This window comes from Bacteroidales bacterium, from assembly GCA_035342335.1.
GTDB lineage: Bacteria > Bacteroidota > Bacteroidia > Bacteroidales > JAGONC01 > JAGONC01.
On sequence record DAOQWY010000004.1, the window covers coordinates 101,468 to 118,271 of the forward strand.

Genomic DNA, 16,804 nt, shown 5'->3' on the forward strand with positions numbered 1-16,804 from the left:
TTCATTTGGAATCAGGCCGAAGCCTTGCCGGGAGGCCTCACCAGTGCAATGGTAAACACTGCTACGAAGCAAAGGATCCCGCAAATGGTGAATGCCAGCGGGAAATTGCCCAGATCTCCCAGTTTGCCACCCATGATCGGACCAGCGATGCCGCCGATGGCATAGGCCAGGAACACCCAGCCATAGTTCTGACCGATGAATTTTGTGCCGAATGTGTCAGCTGTCATAGTTGGAAACAGGGCGAAATTGCCACCGAAGTTAAATCCGATGAGCATGGCAAAGAGGTAGAGGGTAGCCTGGCTGCCGGCCATCCATTGGAACAGGATCACAAATACGCCCTGTGTTGCCATCATGATAATGATCGAAAGTTTCCTTCCGATCTTGTCGCTGATCGTGCCCCACAGGATGCGTCCCAGGCCATTGAATAGGGCGAAGAAAACTGCCATTGCCAGGGTGGCGGCTGCGCTGGCCACTTCAACAGGTATTCCTTTTGCCTGCATGGCCTGCATTGGCCAGAGTTTCATCAGCCCGATGCTCATCAATCCGGCGCTCGCACCAAAAGCGAAGGTCAGCAAGATCATATAGAACTGCCAGGATCTGAGCATTTCACCACTGTTGAAATCGATCGAACCGGCCACAGCCTTTTTGCCGGCAGGTGCAGCAGCAGGACTCCATCCGGCGGGTTTCCAGCCTTCCGGAGGGAAGACCATCCAGATGCTTCCGATCAGGACAAGTACCATATATGCGAAACCATAGGCGATAAATGTCCCGGAAACACCAATATGCTGAAGGAGTTGTCCGCCGCCCAGCGAGCCCAGTCTATCCGCCAGGGTCATCCAGAGGGTAGCGCCGAATCCAAATCCGGCAACGGCGAGCCCGGTGATCAATCCTTTCTTGTCCGGATACCAGCGCATTCCTACTGCGATGGGCACGACATATCCCAGACCGATGCCGCTGCCTCCGATGATACCTACAAAGATCAATGTGGTGGTAAAGTTTTCGGCTCCGAGCAGTCCTGCAAGGACATACCCCAGTCCGAGCACGAATCCTCCGGCCATGGCGAGTTTGCGCGGGCCCACTTTCGGCATCAGGCGTCCGGCGATCACCATGATGATCGCAAAGAAGGCAAGCCCGGCTGAGAAGACCATCTGTGTCTGCGCTTTTGTCCATCCGGCTTCCACCAACGGCTTTGTATACACTGACCAGGCATAGATGGCTCCCAGTGCAAGCTGTATCATGATGGCTCCAACCACCACCAGGCTTCGTTTTTGCACTTTTGTTTTTTCCATGTTAGTTGCTTATTACCGTTTCACTTCAACCTTGGCACCGCGGATGATCTCTTCGACCACACCGGGATCCAGCAGGGTGGAGGTATCTCCGAGGCTGGTGGCATCCCCTTCTCCGATTTTACGCAGGATCCGGCGCATGATCTTTCCGGAACGGGTCTTGGGCAATCCGCCGACGATCTGAACCATATCCGGGCGGGCGATCGGGCCAATGATCCTTGCAACCAGGTTCTTGATATCGTTCTCGATGGTCTTTTCTTCCACTTCGGTCAGTTCATCACAGGTCACATAGGCGTAGATTCCCTGTCCCTTGATATTATGCGGATAGCCGACCACGGCCGATTCATTGACTTTTGGATGCTGGTTGATGGCGTCTTCAATTTCTGCGGTACCCAGGCGGTGTCCCGATACATTGATCACATCGTCAACGCGGCCCATGATCCGGTAATAACCTTCCTCGTCGCGTTTGGCACCGTCACCGGTGAAATAGTAACCCCGGTATGTAGAAAAGTAATTCAGCCTGCAGCGGTCATGATCACCGTAGGTGGTACGGATCATTCCAGGCCAGGGGAACTTGATGCAAAGATTTCCCTGCACGTTGTTGCCTTCCATGACATTTCCTTCGTTATCCACCAGGATGGGCTGAACACCGGGCAGCGGCAGGGTGGCAAAAGAGGGTTTTGTGGGCGTGATCCCGGCCAGCGGCGTGATCAGGATGCCGCCGGTTTCGGTTTGCCACCAGGTATCCACAATCGGGCATTTGCCCTTGCCCACAACATCATGGTACCACCTCCAGGCTTCCTCATTGATGGGTTCACCAACGGTGCCCAGTACCTTGAGTGAGCTCAGGTCACGGCTTGTGACATATTCGTTGCCCTGTGCCAGTAACGCCCGGATAGCCGTTGGAGCAGTATAGAATTGTTTCACCTTATATTTGTCCACAACATCCCAGAAGCGTCCTGCATCAGGATAGGTTGGCACGCCTTCGAACATCACGCTGATGGCGCCCGCCAGCAAAGGACCGTAAACGATGTAGGTGTGACCGGTCACCCAGCCGATATCCGCCGTGCACCAGAAAATATCTCCCTCTTTGTACTGAAAGACATTCAGGAACGTATATTCGGCAAAAACCATGTAGCCCCCGATGGTGTGCAGCACTCCCTTGGGTTTGCCGGTGGAACCTGAAGTGTAAAGGATAAAGAGCGTGTCCTCGGCATCCATGATTTCCGCTTTGTTTTCACTGGAGACTCCCTGGATGAAGTCGTGCCACCAGATATCCCTTCCCGCCGTCATGTTGATCGGAGTTCCCGTATGTTTCAAGACGACGACATGTTCGATGGTCGGGCAGGTTTGCAGTGCTTCATCCACAATGTTTTTCAGGTTGATGTCCTTGGCTCCCCTGTAAGCACCGTCGGAGGTGATCACCAGGTTTGATTTTGCATCAATGATCCGGTCGGCAAGGGATGAGGACGAGAAACCGGCAAAAACGATGGAGTGAATGGCACCGATCCGGGCGCATGCCAGCATGGCGATGGGCAGCTCAGGGACCATGGGCAGGTAAAGGGCCACTCTGTCACCTTTTTTAATGCCCATTTTGAGCAATGCATTCGCAAACTGGCACACTTTTTCGTAAAGTTCGCCGTAGGTGAGCGTGCGGTTGGGTGAGGCCGGGTTGTTGGGTTCCCAGATCAGGGCAATCTGATCTTTTCTCTGCGGAAGATGTCGCTCAAAGATGTTTTCAGTGATATTAAGCTTCCCGTTGCTGAAAAACTTGATATCCGGGTCTTTGAAATTCCATTCTAAAACTTTATCCCATTTTTTTCGCCAGAAGAATGTTTCTGCCTGTTCGCCCCAGAAGCCTTCCGGATCGGCCACACTTCTGTCGTAGGTCTCCAGGTACTCTCTAAAACTCTTGATCTGCTTGGTCATAGTGCTTGAAATTAAGGTGAATAATGATGTGATGTGCTATTAAAAGAATAAGTATGTTCCCAGTAGAAATCTGAAATTGCCCACTTCTGCGGCATCCTGGACCTGGCCTCTTAAATCAGGTTGCCCATAGGCTGCAACGGTGTATTCAATCTCTGCAGCTACCCGGAATCGCCCTGAATTGAAAAGCAACCGTGGAGCGATTCGGTAAAGATAGGCGATATCCGATCCCCTGCTGTAATAGGTCTGTTTAGGATTGGCAGAACCTGACTGTTCAATAAGATCAATGTTATCGGCCGAGCCCGCATTGCGTGAATAGCCTCCGAACAGGCCAGCCTGCCAGGTTTTGCCATTGGTCTGGATCTCACCCCATAACGACATGGTTCTGATGGGAGTATAGGTGCGGAAATCCTTTGCCATATCGGTCACCTCCTCCACAGCATACCCACCCAGCATGGTCAGGCTGTGGAAATTTTCACCGTAAACGTATTCAAAGCTGAAGGTCACCGCCGGGATCTTGTATTTGACAAAGCCCATCCATGCCAGTCCTGAAACTACTTCACGGTCTTTGTAATTGGCCGAAGTCACCAAACGCGGCATGATCCTTTTATAATCTCCTCCGACACCGGCAAAAAATTCGTGGCCCGTGGTCTGATTCTTCCAGGTGTAGGTCAGTTTCAGGTTCAACTCAGGAAACGCTGCATTTCGAATGTATTTTGAACTGCCACCGTCCGGGCCATTGGTCACAAAGTCAATTTCTGACAGGGCCGTCCCAATCACGCTGAGGCTGCCGATTTTCTGTGTCAGCCGGATCTGGGGGTTGCGGGCAAAAGGCTGGAAGGGAGCTCCGGTATTGAAGGAAACTACATTTGGAAAACACTCGGTGATGAACATGGCATGCCAGTACTGGCCGATCATCAATTCGGTCTTTGGCCAGCTGAGCATGATGTAGGCATGACGCAACCGGAAGGAATTGATGTTTTGTTCGATGTTGCCAAAGAATTCTGCTTCGATCAGTCCCGTTGGTTTTGCTCCAAGGACTTCAGGAGCCGTTATGTCACCTTTGATCCGGCTCTGAATCGACAGAAAATGAAAACTGGATTTGGCATTGATGTCTTCACCATTTTCATCAGGCAGTTCCTTATCGGGATACAGAAGGTAATGACCCTGCCGGAGGGAAACGGTCTGCCGGGAATCATAGATGATGTCATTTTTGACAAATCCTGAAAATTTTATCCCAAAATCCTGTGCCGGAACCACCACAGGAAGGAGGATTGCAAACAGTGCACAGAATAGTTTATTGCTCATAGCGTGGACAGTTAGGATACTAAAACGAAAATCGATGATTATTAACGCGTTAACCCGCAGTCCGAAAAAAGTCCAAAATTAAAATTTTTACGTTAATACAGGGCATGAACAATGATCTTTAAATATACAGCAAGTTAATTTATATTAAATCTAAACATCCAAAAAAGATCACGACCTTTACGGCGTTTTGGACCTAATCCGTTAAAAATTGGATTTTTTATGATTATATTGGTATTGAATTGCGGCAGTTCTTCGATCAAGTTTCAGCTTTTCGAAATGCCTGAGAAGAAAGTACTGGTAAGGGGACTGATCGAGAAGATTGGATTGCAGGGAGGCAAATTGAAGCTTATCCTGCCATCGGGTCTGGAGGAGGAAGAAGAAAAGGAAATATCCACCCACGGGGAGGGCATTCAGGAGATGTTTGAGGTCATCACACGGCCTTCGCTGGAGGTCATTCCATCGGCAGAAAAGATTGATGCCGTGGGGCACCGTGTTGTTCACGGCGGTGAATTTTTCACCGGGAGTGTGCTCATTGATAGAAAAGTGATTGAAGCACTTCAGGCATGCACGGATCTGGCACCTTTACACAATCCATCGAACCTTGCCGGAATTGATGCCATCAGCCGGCTCATTCCCCATGTTCCCCAGGCCGGCGTCTTTGATACGGCTTTTCACCAGACGATGCCAACTCATGCCTATCTTTACGGATTGCCGTATGCATACTATGAAAAATACCGGATCAGGCGCTATGGATTTCACGGTACCAGCCACAGGTATGTTTCCCGGCGGGCCTGCGACATCCTTGGAGAAGACATCAGCGGGATGAAGATCGTCACCTGCCATCTGGGCAACGGCTCATCCATCGCCGCGATACGGCAGGGTGTTTCGGTTGACACTTCCATGGGGATGACCCCCACCGAAGGGTTGATGATGGGAACCCGCAGCGGTGACCTTGATCCGGGTGCCTTGCTGAAGATAGCCGACAAAGAGGATCTGAGCATCAGCCAGGTGAGCGACCTTGTCAATAAAAAGAGCGGGATGCTTGGCATTTCAGGTATTTCATCGGATATGAGGGATATCGGGCAGGCCGCGCTACAGGGAAATGTACGGGCCGAACTGGCCTTAAGCATGTTTGCCTACCGTGTGAAAAAATATATCGGAGCTTATGCAGCAGCAATGGATGGCCTGGATCTGGTCGTTTTGACGGGAGGGATCGGTGAAAATGATTCCCGGACCAGGGAACGGATCCTTTCGGATCTTACTTTTTTAGGGATTGAACTTGATCAGGAAGAGAACATCAGGCTCAGGGGCAGGGAAGGAAGGATTTCAAAGGCAAATTCAAGAACCAGAGTGATGGTCGTCCCAACCAATGAAGAGCTGGTCATCGCCAGTGAAACCTACAGTCTGGTGCGATCCCTGGGCTGTTGAATCACATATCAGCCATCAGTTCGTCGGTCATTTCGAGGTTGTGATACACATTTTGCACGTCATCATCCTCTTCAAATATCTCAATGAGTTTCAAGACCTTCAGGCCGGCTTCCTTGTCCAGTTTCACCGTTGTTTTTGGCAGGCGCTGCAGTTCGGCGCTTTCGGGCTGGATTTTCAGTTCTTCCATTTTTTTCATCATCGCCCCAAAGTCCTCCATGGCCGTTGTGATGGTAAAATATCCTTCCTCCAGTTCGATGTCCTCCGCCCCGGCGTCAATGACCTCCATCTGAAAATCATCGTGATCCTGCACACCTTCCTGAGGGATCTCAAAGATACCTTTCCGGTCGAAGATAAAGCTCAGGGATCCGTTGGTGCTCAGGGCACCCCCATATTTATTAAAGATCGAACGCACGTTGCTGATGGTGCGCTGCTGGTTATCGGTTGTGGCTTCAATGAATACAGCCACACCGTGGGGAGCGTATCCTTCGTAGGTGGTTTCCACAAAAGCGGCGGCATCTTTATCCGCGCCTTTGTTGATAGCCCTGAGGATGTTTTCTTTCGGCATATGGGCTCCCTTGGCATTGGAGATGGCCAGTCTCAACCTTGGATTCCCGTCGGGATCGGAACCGCCTTCTTTGACCGCAACCGTAATTTCTTTGATGATCTTGGAGAAGGCCTTGGACCGTTTTGCGTCGGCGGCCCCCTTCTTCCGTTTAATAGTGGACCATTTGCTGTGTCCTGACATAAGGTTTTGTTTTGATGGGTTGTGTACTTTTCTGAGGGGTACAAAGATATAAAATGGGATGAAATGCAGTCCTTTTTTGTGCAAAAATTGATGCTGGTGCGGGATTGCATGAAAAATCCTGCTCGAACAGGTTGCCGCAGGAGCAGGATTTTAGAATAAAGACAGCTTTCTTCTCACCAGGGAACCAAGGTGATCCCCAGCGTAAAGGGATACAGTTCCGGGCCTTCGTCTTTCTGGAACAGTTGGTTCAGTGAATAGGTGCCGTACAGGTTGATGATCCCCCAGCCTATACCGCCGTATGCATCCCATCGGAAGGGATTCATATGGTAGTCATCCCAGTGTTTTTCCTTGCCGGAACCGGAATCATCCCACTTCACCTTTGCTTTGGTCCCCAGCCGCACACCACCGACCACCCCGGCAGTCAGATGGAAACTGTTTGTTTTGCAGTAATGGTTGGTCTGAAATTCCATCAGCAGGGGAATCGTAAGATAGGCCGCCATCAGTTTGCTCTTTCTATAATCCCGTTCAGGGTGGGGCTGTTCATAGTCGTTGCCCTCTTTGCCGTGATAGGCATAAATCACTGCTGAGTCGGGAACAAAATGCAGGTCCTTGGCGTAATTATAGATACTCCAGCTGAGTCCGATGCCGGTGATCAATCCCAGATGGTTCCTGTAAAGGTTGAAGTTTTGTTCATAAACATTCAGCTGGACATTGAATGATTTTTCATATCTGAGATCCAAAAAGTCGTATTCATCAGGGACCTGGATGCTGAAATCCCGATCCACATAGCCATTGATCCCCAGGTGGAGTCCCCCCCAGTGCCCCCTGAATTTCTCTTTCTCCTCTTTGATGAATTCCACGTGGCCGTCATCGGAGATCACCAATTCCCTGTCCCCGAGTGTGATCCTCACTGTGTCATCCTCTCTGACATCCACCGATATTCCGCCCACTTTCACTTCGGTGGTTTCATCCCAGTCATCGGAACGAATGATGACCACTCCTTTGGAGGAAGGTTTGGTTTGAACACCATCCGGTGGATTTGTCAGTAATGTCTCTGGTTCCTGGTGATACCTGACCTCTCCAGCTCCGCTTGTATCAATGGTCAGTTCCTTGATGGCCAGCACTTCTCCGTTGGAGGCACCCGATGCCGAAATGGTTGTAAACTGTGTCTCCAGGTCGAAAGCTTTCAGCAATGAAGCTCCGCTCAGATGGCTGTTGTGACTGTTAGCAGTTCCAGTAAGCTGCATTTCCGCTGCTCCGGATAGTTCAGATTCCAGTACCTGAACATTCAATTCCATATCCAGTTCGGATGCTCCGCTCACATCGGCCATCAGGTACTGAAGCTCAAACGGGGTCAATCCCCTGACCTGGGAGGCTCCGGATGCCTTTATAAGGGAGAGATCTGGCAGGGTTATGTAAATGAGCAATTTGGTATAATCACGGATTTTTTCAGTCGAAATTTTAAAGGTCTGGTCTTCAACGATGGTTTTTATATTTTGAAGCAGGTTATCATCCGCTTCAACCACAACCAATTGCTCAGGTCCCTGGCTCAGCAGCACCTCGGCCATGCCACCGGCATCAATTTTATCAAAGAAAGCAAGCTCCCTGGTTTCCCGGGCAACCGTACCGCTGCCCTCATACCACTGAGCAAATGTGTGTAAAGAACATCCGGTGGTCAGAATAATGCACGAAATCACAATGGATAAAAGGTTCGCTCTTTTCATGGCTCTAAGATGTAAGGTTTTTGAAAAAGTTTTGTTAATCGACAGTAGGACGGATGGGAGACAGCATTTGTTACAGCAGGGCGGGCTGATCAGAAAATTTATTCAAAATGCTGGAACTGCCCGGCATCATTTTTCATCCGGGTCCGTTTGATCTCCCCTTTTTCATTGACAAGTGCATAGGAAATGATCCTGCCCTCTTCATTCATTATGCGCTGGATGCGAAGGTCACTGTTGGTAAGCTGGTTGATCCCTGCCACTCCCAAATCAGCGACTGTCCAAAGGTTTATATATTTCAGGCTTTTCATTTTGGATGGGTTGCCTGTAAAGATCTCCCTGACCTTACTGAAGGCGGCTTCACCGAATGAGCCGCTGGATTGATCCTTGTCGGTTCGGTAAGGTGACAGCGTATATTGATCCGTTTCCGTCAGATAGGGTAAAACCTGGGAATACAGGTCCCTTTTTTCAGCCAGCTTGATATCCGTGCCAGGCTGGAAAGAGGGATTGACAAGCTGGTACTGTATTCCCCTGTGAACGGGATGGATTGCTGTGATGCTGCTGGTTTCCGGAGTCTCGATGAGAGGCGTGGCCGCCGGTTCGGCAACAGGGGAATGAGTTGTGATTTTCTGACGATCCCGGGGCAGTGTTGCAGTGTATACGGGTGAAGGTGATTCATTTTTTTTGAGCGGTTCGGGCTCACCGGGGATTTCATGCATGGGCAGTTGTTCCTGCACCACGGCCGGCTCTTTTTTCTGAGTGGGCCAGATCACCATCAACGCCAGGAGAAGGATGGCCGCAGCTCCCGAAATGTAGTACAGCGCTTTTCTGGCCTGAATTCCGAAAGGATATTTTTTCAGTCTGTTTTTACCTGGAAATACAATGGTGTGATCCGGAACAAGCCTGGCTGCCCTGTATTGATCCAGTTCTTTTTTGGCCTGAGGATTTCTGAGGAGGAAGCGCTCCAGTATTCTGATCTCAGGAACGCTCAGATCGCCTTCTGAAAATCCGATAAGATATTCCTGGTAATTCAGCTCATTCACAGACCCGACTGAAACGATTGGATTTTGTTTAAGCAGCTCCTTGCCGGAGTACTGGATGGTCGGATCCGCCCTGACGGGAACGGCGTCAAGATCGTTCAATTCTTCCTGCAGGTCAGGATTTGCGTCAAGAAACAGCAACAACTCGCTGACCATCTCCGGCGGGAGTGTTCCATCGAGGTAATCGATGAAATAGATTTCGTAGTTGTCACGGTTAATCTTCATTGCTGGTTGGATGCCTTAAATCACATTTTCAAGTTTACCGATATAATTTTTCAGAAATACCCTTGCCCTGTAAATGTACACTTTGACCTGAGAATCACTCAGGTGCGTGATGTCGCCGATCTCCTGGTAAGAATATCCTTCATAGTCCCGGAGAAGGATCACTGTACGCTGAATATCAGGGAGCAATCGGATGGCCTGATCAAGTACTTCTTTCACGTCACTGAATCCGATCTCCTCTGAATGGCCATGCTCAAAGTAAGGCTGAGGTTCTTCCATATATTTTTCCTTCCGGATCCTGTCGATCATGGCATGGTAAGCCGTCGTAAAGATGTATGATTTCGCCTTTTCGAAGCTGACTTCAGATACCTTTTCCCATAATTTCAAGAACGAGTCCTGAACGATATCCCTGGATGTATCTTCATCCCTGAAGTTTTTCAGGATAAAGCGAAAAACGCCATCCGAATAATGATCGACACATCGGTTATATTCTGAAATGGTCATTCAATCAGTGTCAGTGTACCTGGTGAAAATCATGAAAACCGATTATAGGACGACCGGAGAATGAAAATGTTACAGAGCAGGTAAAAAATCAATCCATTTTCAACACAGCCAGAAAAGCGCTCTGGGGTATTTCCACGTTGCCCACCTGGCGCATTCGTTTCTTGCCTTTCTTCTGTTTTTCGAGAAGTTTTCGCTTACGGGTGATATCTCCTCCATAGCATTTTGCAGTCACATCCTTACGGAAAGCCTTTACGGTTTCCCTGGCAATAACCTTCGCTCCGATGGCTGCCTGTATGGCTACGTCATACTGTTGCCGCGGGATCAGCTCTTTGAGTTTTTCGCACATTCTGCGGCCAAAATCATAGCCGTGGTCCTTGTGGATCAACGTTGAGAGGGCGTCGACCGGTTCACCGTTCAGCAGGATATCCAGCTTGATCAGTTCAGCTGGTTTATACCCCGTCATATAGTAATCGAACGAGGCATACCCTTTTGAAATGCTTTTCAGCTTGTCGTAAAAATCAAAAACGATCTCGCTCAGGGGCATCTCAAAGGTGATTTCCACCCGGTCGGTGGTCAGGTAGACCTGGTTTTTCAGTGTGCCACGCTTGTCGATGCACAGTTTCATGATGGCACCAATGTATTCCGATTTGGAGATGACCTGTGCGGTGATGAATGGCTCTTCAATGTGGTGGATGAACTTTTGTTCCGGCATTCCGGAAGGATTGTGCACCTCGATAGTTTCGCCCTTTGGGTTGATGACCTTGAAGGAAACATTGGGAACGGTAGTGATCACATCCATGTCAAACTCCCTGTCGAGCCGTTCCTGGACAATTTCCATGTGCAGCAGGCCCAGAAAACCACAGCGGAAACCAAAGCCCAGCGCTGCAGAGGACTCGGGTTCATAAAAAAGAGAGGCGTCGTTCAGCTGGAGTTTCTCAAGGGAAGCCCTTAATTCCTCGTACTCGTCGGCATCCACCGGATATACACCGGCAAAGACCATGGGTTTCACGTTTTTGAATCCTTCAATGGGGGTATGGCTTGGTCGGTCATACCCGGTGATCGTGTCGCCCACCTTCACATCTTTGGAGGATTTGATGCCGGATATGATATACCCGACATCACCTGCTTCCAGCATGTCGACAGGGTCGAATTTCATTTTCAGCACCCCGATCTCATCGGCGATATAATCACTTCCGGTCGAAATAAATTTGACATGGTCTCCTTTCCGAAGCCGGCCGTTCAGGATCCGGAAGTAAGCATAGATGCCCCGGAAGGAATTGTAGACAGAATCAAAGATGAGTGCCTGCAGAGGTGCATCCGGGTCCCCTTTCGGAGGTGGTATCCGGTGAATGATCTCCCTGATGATCCGGTCCACTCCGTATCCGGTCTTGGCGCTTACTTCGATGATATCTTCCTCCCTGCATCCGATCAGGTCGACGATCTGTTCCTTGACTTCATCCGGCATGGCGTTGTCCATGTCCATCTTGTTCAGCACCGGGATCACTTCAAGGTTGTGATCCAGGGCCTGGTAGAGGTTGGAAATGGTTTGAGCCTGGATTCCCTGCGTAGCGTCGACAACCAGCAAAGCGCCCTCGCAGGCGGCAATGGAACGTGAGACTTCATACGAGAAGTCAACATGTCCCGGTGTATCGATCAGGTTAAGCTTGTAGGTTTTTCCCTCAAAGGTATGCCGCATCTGGATGGCGTGGCTCTTGATGGTAATGCCGCGTTCGCGTTCAAGGTCCATATTGTCGAGCACCTGGTCCTGAAATTCCCGGTCGGAAAGGGTATCGGTGAACTGAAGCAACCGGTCGGCGAGTGTGCTCTTTCCGTGGTCAATATGGGCAATGATGCAAAAATTGCGGATGGTTTCCATGGGGCAAAAATAGTAATAAATCTGATTTTTTGCACACTCAGATTCCCGGGACGGTTTCGGACAGTTCGATGAGGTAATTGCCTTTGTAGATGTTGCCCAGATGGCCGTCAATGGCTATTTTGTCTCCCGTTTTGAAGCTGACGCCGTTGACCAGGCAGGTTTTTTTCGCTTCATTCACCCTGAGCTCCGAGCAGTTCACCACGCATACCTTGCCAAGGCGTGCCGCGGTCACCGCCGCGTGGGAGGTTGCCCCTCCCTTGGCCGTGAGCAATCCCTGGCACTCAAAGATCATCCCGATGTCATCCGGAACGGTGTCGGGCCTGACCAGGATAGGGTGGTCATCCGGATGCGACTTTGCCAGCTCGATCAGATCATTCATGTCGAAGGCCAGCACGCCGTTGAGTGCTCCGCCTCCGATGCCGATGCCCCTGCCAACCAATTGCATCTGGTTGGGAGGTGTGCTGAAAACGTTGACTTTGTATCGCTTTTTTACAAACAGTTCCCGTGTCTGCAAAATGTATACATCTTCCGGCTTATCTGACTCGAACGTGAATTCAATCTCCTGAGGGCTGTATCCGTGGTTCTCGATCATATCCTCCGCAATCTGCCGGATCCGCTTATAGATCAGCGGCATGGAAGCTTCCAGGGAGCGTTTTTTCAATCGTGCCCGCTTACGCTGATTTTCCGAGACTGGCAGGGTATTCACCAGCCCGCTGACAATATCCTCCCCCTGGCTGCAAAAGGTAAAATCACCATACAGACTGACCCCCGGTTTTTGGGATTTTGGATCGTGGGTAAACACAACCCCGGTACCGGCATGTTTATGAAGATTCCCGAGGATCATCCGCTGCACGATCACAGCCGTACCCCACTCATCGGCAATCTGCAGGTGTTCGCGGTAAACCTTGGCCCTTTCCGAGTACCAGGATTCAAAAACAAACTGTATCGTCTTCTTGAGCTGCTGGAACAGGTCCCGCTCGAAAACAATTTCGTTATCGCTGAGAATCTTCTTGTAGGCCAGGGCAATTTGTTTCATGTGCCAGGGCTCAAAGTTGGCCTTCTGGTCGACCTTATATTTCTTTTTGTAGTCCTGTATGGTCTGATCAAACACATCCCGGCTGACTCCGTGGGCCATTCCCCAGCACTGCAGCAAACGGCGGTACGAATCCCAGGAAGTCCAGCCGTAGTTGAACTGCTTGCCCAGTTCTTCGGTCAGCTCATCGTTCATACCCACATTCAGGAAGGTGTTCATGGCACCGGGCATCGAAATAGCCGTTCCTGAACGCACAGAAAGCAACAACGGATTTTTTGGATTGCCAAACTGCCGTCCCGACATTCGTTCGATGCGCCGGATCTGGTCCATCATGATTTTATCGAACTCCTGGCTGATTTCAGGATGATTGGAAATGGTAAACCGTCTCCGGAACACTTCGGTGGTCAGAACAAATCCTTCCGGCACCGGAAATCCCGACAGGAAGAGTTTTTTAAGAAAATATCCTTTCGATCCCAGAAAGACCTGGTTGTCCATTTCAACAGTCTCATCATAGACCGGACTGATGACCAGGTCGGAGTTATAGGACATGACATCGCTGATCATGGTTGAAGGCAAGTTGTCCACCATGTTCCGCAATGAGTTCAGCACCTTTGTGATCAGATTGTCAAGAGGCTGTACCAGGAAGGCCGATGCGATGATATCCCTGAAAAACTCCTCCGACTTCTTATTGACCAGTTGCTGAAATTCTTTTTCTCCCAGCTTGCCATCAGGATCGTACAACTGGCGGATGACGATCTCGAGTGACAGTTCGTACGATTTGATGAAATACTTGTCGATGGTTCCTTTGACATCCTCCGCAATGAACTGGAAGATATTGATGTACTGATCCAGGGAAAAGCTTCGGGAAGTCAGGCTGTACCGCAGCATCTGGAGATTGGAGTTAAAACCCTGGCTGTGAACGCCATCCAGTTCCATGCCTTCCCTGAAGTACTCCAGGATGGCGTGAATCCGTAACAGGGTGGTGGCTGAAATGTAGTCAAGGTTGATGTTGTCAACCACTTTTTCCATCAGCCGCGTGGCCACTTTTTCCAGCCGGAATGTAAGCCCCAGCGCTTCAAATTTGCTTTCACGGTAGACTCCGTACATCGAGGGAATACCGATGGCAATGTGGCGCTTGTGGTAGATGTTCTCCCATCCTTCACTGGGCTCAGGGTTAAAGATGATTTGCTTGAGCTTTTCCATGAAGCCGTAAATCATCTTGAGTGACCGTTCGGTGTTGGTGCTTTTCAGGGCCTTTCCAAATTTTTCGATCTCTTTGGCTTCGAGAAAGGAATAACGTTTGAGGATGGCGACAATGTCGACCGTGTCGAATGAATACTTCTCTTTCAGTAAAAAATAGAGCTGATGAAGGTACTTGATCCGTTCCTTATCCCTCTGGTTTTTGCCTGCAGCTTCATCGATCAACTGGTAGAAATGGGTGGTTTCAAGGTCCAGAAGGTCATGGTAATCACAAGAGACAATGGTACAGGCTTTTTGGATGATCGCATGGACAGGAGCGAAATATTCTCCCTGCAGGTCGATCGATTCATAGACATCCCCGGGAAGGATAGGCTCAAGTGCCTTCAGGTCGCCATCATACCAGAAATTAAAGATCTTGTGGGCCAGGTCAATGAGCGTATTGTTGCTTTCGGTATGTACCTGTTTCCTGAGAAAATGGATCAGCCGATCCTGCCGTTTGGTAAGCTCATCCATGGAGGTCGTCACGTTGCGGATCTCGCCTTCAGCACCGATTTCATTGAAGAACACCGGGAAAATCCGGGTGAGCTGTTTGACCTTTTTAAAGAAAGGGGAGATGTTTGAGTTGAGGATACGGGTGATATCCCGTTGAAACAGGTCCGTATCATTGATGAATATTCCACCAAGCTTCAGGTTGACGATCAGTGTCGAAAGCAGGTTCTCCAGAATGGTATGCGGATATTCGATCAGCTCCAGCCATACCCGGATGTTCTTGATATGATTTTCATTTACGTTGATCTGCCAGTCCTGGTCGACGAAGACGATCCCGGGGTTTTCAAATCCGAAGTTGATCAGGTGGGTTTCAAAATTGCTCACCAGGTGCTGGTCTTCCGAATTGTCGATGTCGATCAGCCGTTTTCCGAGTGTCAGCAGGCAATCCAGAACCGATGAGACATGATCTTCCTTTAGCTGTGCGGCAAGTTCGAAGATGTTATCGGTGAAGTCCCTCAGGTCGTGGGAAGGGACCTCGTCGACGGCGTTGCGCATCAGTTTGTTGATGTTCCAGATCAGCCGCTCTTTCTGTTGCGACATACCCGGAAGGTTCAGCAGGTAGAACGAATAGTAAAATTTTGCTATGAATGTTTCCCAATGATCAATGAATCGGATGTGCAGGTCGGCAATGTCGTCATAGGTTGGGATACGTTCGGTCAGCTCCCTGAGGGTGGAGATCTGCTGAATTTTAGCTTTCAGATCGTTGAAGTACGAACGCCCGATCGCGTCAAGTTCACTGCTGTAGTCCCTGTTGAAAGCATTCTGACGACTTTGGTACCATTCTTCAATTCCGGATGTTCGCTCCCAGAAGTTTACGGTCCGGCTCAGGACATTGCGGACCAGGTGGAAGATTTGTTCATGGAAGGCTTCATCCTGGGCAGGGTCACTTAAATGCCGGATCAGGAATTTTGAACATTCGATATAACTTATCTCATTTGCAGGCAGGTTCCGGTCAAGGGTCTCCAGGGTGCGGTGGATCGTATGGGAGGGCTTTGTCTGCTGTTTGTTCAGCTGTTCGATGAATTCAGCCATCGTCTGAACGATCTGCACATCCAGTTCCTTTTTCAGCTCAGCGGCCAGGAGGGTGTCGAGTACGTTCAGGATGATCTCCCAGGCCTTTTCAGCCTCCGGCAGGGCAGCGTAGAACCACAGGTCACCCAGCAGGATCTGGCGCAGTTCTTCGATCACGAACTTACGGTTGGAGAAAGGATGGGAATACTCGATCAGGCATTCACTGGCCCTTTTGTTGATGCCATAATAGGAAGAGGAGAGCTGGATGAAGTTCTGGTGCTCTTCCGGGATCACGATATTTTTATAGCGTGTCTCCGCCAGGTTGGCCTCCAGGGCTTTGGATACGAATTGCTGGTCCATAAGGGTAGATTCTTAGCACAAAATTAAGCGATTTTCGCTAAAGAGGGTCAAATCCCAAATCCCAAGGTCCAAAATCCAAACAAATCCCAACATTCAAATTCCAACGCCAGGTTGCAGGTTACAGGTTGCAGGTTTTCATTGCCAACTGCCAACTGCCAATTGCCAACTTTATTAAAATGGTGCTTACTCTTTTATGAACCACTCCGGATCTATGTATTTCCGGGCACATTCCCCGTAAGATTCTACAGCTTTTCCATCCTCGATCTTGAAGGTGGCTTTTTCTCCGTACATTCGTGAAATGACGATTTTCGATTCGTTACCTGATTCGTCGATCCGGATGTAATATGCAAAATGGATACCACGTCTTGTATTCAGACTCTTATGGCACAGGGGACAGAAAAAATCAACGATATCCCCCGGCTCCACAACGAGTGTGGCACTAAAGCTGGATTTATAATTGCCCAAGTCCTCATGCAGCAACACAAGCCCGGTATTTTTTCTTTTTTTTCTTGCTGCCAGTATGATATTTTCAAGCGCATTGATCGCACCGCGGCAGTGCGGGCATAAATAGTTCACATTCATGGTGATTTATTTACTA

11 protein-coding genes are annotated in these 16,804 nt (G+C 49.6%); 1 reads left to right on the plus strand and 10 read right to left on the minus strand.

The window, feature by feature from the left end; all coding sequences use genetic code 11:
* Positions 1 to 11: 11 nt before the first annotated feature.
* From PKI34_03365 to PKI34_03375, 3 genes are read right to left on the minus strand one after another with little or no spacing between them, the layout of a single operon-like run.
* Positions 12 to 1,289 carry an OFA family MFS transporter gene (locus tag PKI34_03365; GenBank protein ID HNS16842.1) on the minus strand — a complete coding sequence of 426 codons (1,278 nt, stop codon included), beginning with the start codon at positions 1,287 to 1,289 and terminating at the stop codon, positions 12 to 14.
* 12 nt (positions 1,290 to 1,301) lie between these two features.
* On the minus strand, positions 1,302 to 3,215 hold the full coding sequence (acs, locus tag PKI34_03370) for an acetate--CoA ligase (protein ID HNS16843.1): 1,914 nt from the start codon (positions 3,213 to 3,215) through the stop codon (positions 1,302 to 1,304).
* A gap of 39 nt (positions 3,216 to 3,254) precedes the next feature.
* Complete coding sequence (locus PKI34_03375; GenBank protein ID HNS16844.1) at positions 3,255 to 4,520, minus strand: DcaP family trimeric outer membrane transporter; 1,266 nt, start codon at positions 4,518 to 4,520, stop codon at positions 3,255 to 3,257.
* 219 nt (positions 4,521 to 4,739) lie between these two features.
* Here PKI34_03375 and PKI34_03380 point away from each other — a divergent pair, with 219 nt between their 5' ends.
* On the plus strand, positions 4,740 to 5,948 hold the full coding sequence (locus PKI34_03380; protein HNS16845.1) for an acetate kinase: 1,209 nt from the start codon (positions 4,740 to 4,742) through the stop codon (positions 5,946 to 5,948).
* 1 nt (position 5,949) lies between these two features.
* Here PKI34_03380 and PKI34_03385 read toward each other — a convergent pair whose 3' ends face one another.
* From PKI34_03385 to PKI34_03415, 7 genes are all read right to left on the minus strand, one after another.
* Positions 5,950 to 6,693, minus strand: a complete 744-nt coding sequence (locus PKI34_03385) for a YebC/PmpR family DNA-binding transcriptional regulator (protein HNS16846.1) — start codon at positions 6,691 to 6,693, stop codon at positions 5,950 to 5,952.
* 173 nt (positions 6,694 to 6,866) lie between these two features.
* Entirely contained in the window at positions 6,867 to 8,417 is a 1,551-nt protein-coding gene (locus PKI34_03390) for a DUF2807 domain-containing protein (GenBank protein HNS16847.1), read from the minus strand.
* A 98-nt stretch (positions 8,418 to 8,515) separates the two neighbouring features.
* Positions 8,516 to 9,676: a hypothetical protein gene (locus tag PKI34_03395; protein ID HNS16848.1), complete on the minus strand. Its 1,161-nt coding sequence runs from the start codon at positions 9,674 to 9,676 to the stop codon at positions 8,516 to 8,518.
* 15 nt (positions 9,677 to 9,691) lie between these two features.
* On the minus strand, positions 9,692 to 10,177 hold the full coding sequence (locus tag PKI34_03400; protein ID HNS16849.1) for a sigma-70 family RNA polymerase sigma factor: 486 nt from the start codon (positions 10,175 to 10,177) through the stop codon (positions 9,692 to 9,694).
* A gap of 88 nt (positions 10,178 to 10,265) precedes the next feature.
* Positions 10,266 to 12,053: a translation elongation factor 4 gene (gene lepA, locus PKI34_03405; GenBank protein ID HNS16850.1), complete on the minus strand. Its 1,788-nt coding sequence runs from the start codon at positions 12,051 to 12,053 to the stop codon at positions 10,266 to 10,268.
* Between the two features lie 37 nt (positions 12,054 to 12,090).
* Complete coding sequence (locus PKI34_03410) at positions 12,091 to 16,206, minus strand: PEP/pyruvate-binding domain-containing protein (GenBank protein HNS16851.1); 4,116 nt, start codon at positions 16,204 to 16,206, stop codon at positions 12,091 to 12,093.
* A 183-nt stretch (positions 16,207 to 16,389) separates the two neighbouring features.
* Positions 16,390 to 16,788, minus strand: a complete 399-nt coding sequence (locus PKI34_03415) for a hypothetical protein (GenBank protein HNS16852.1) — start codon at positions 16,786 to 16,788, stop codon at positions 16,390 to 16,392.
* Between the last annotated feature and the right edge of the window lie 16 nt (positions 16,789 to 16,804).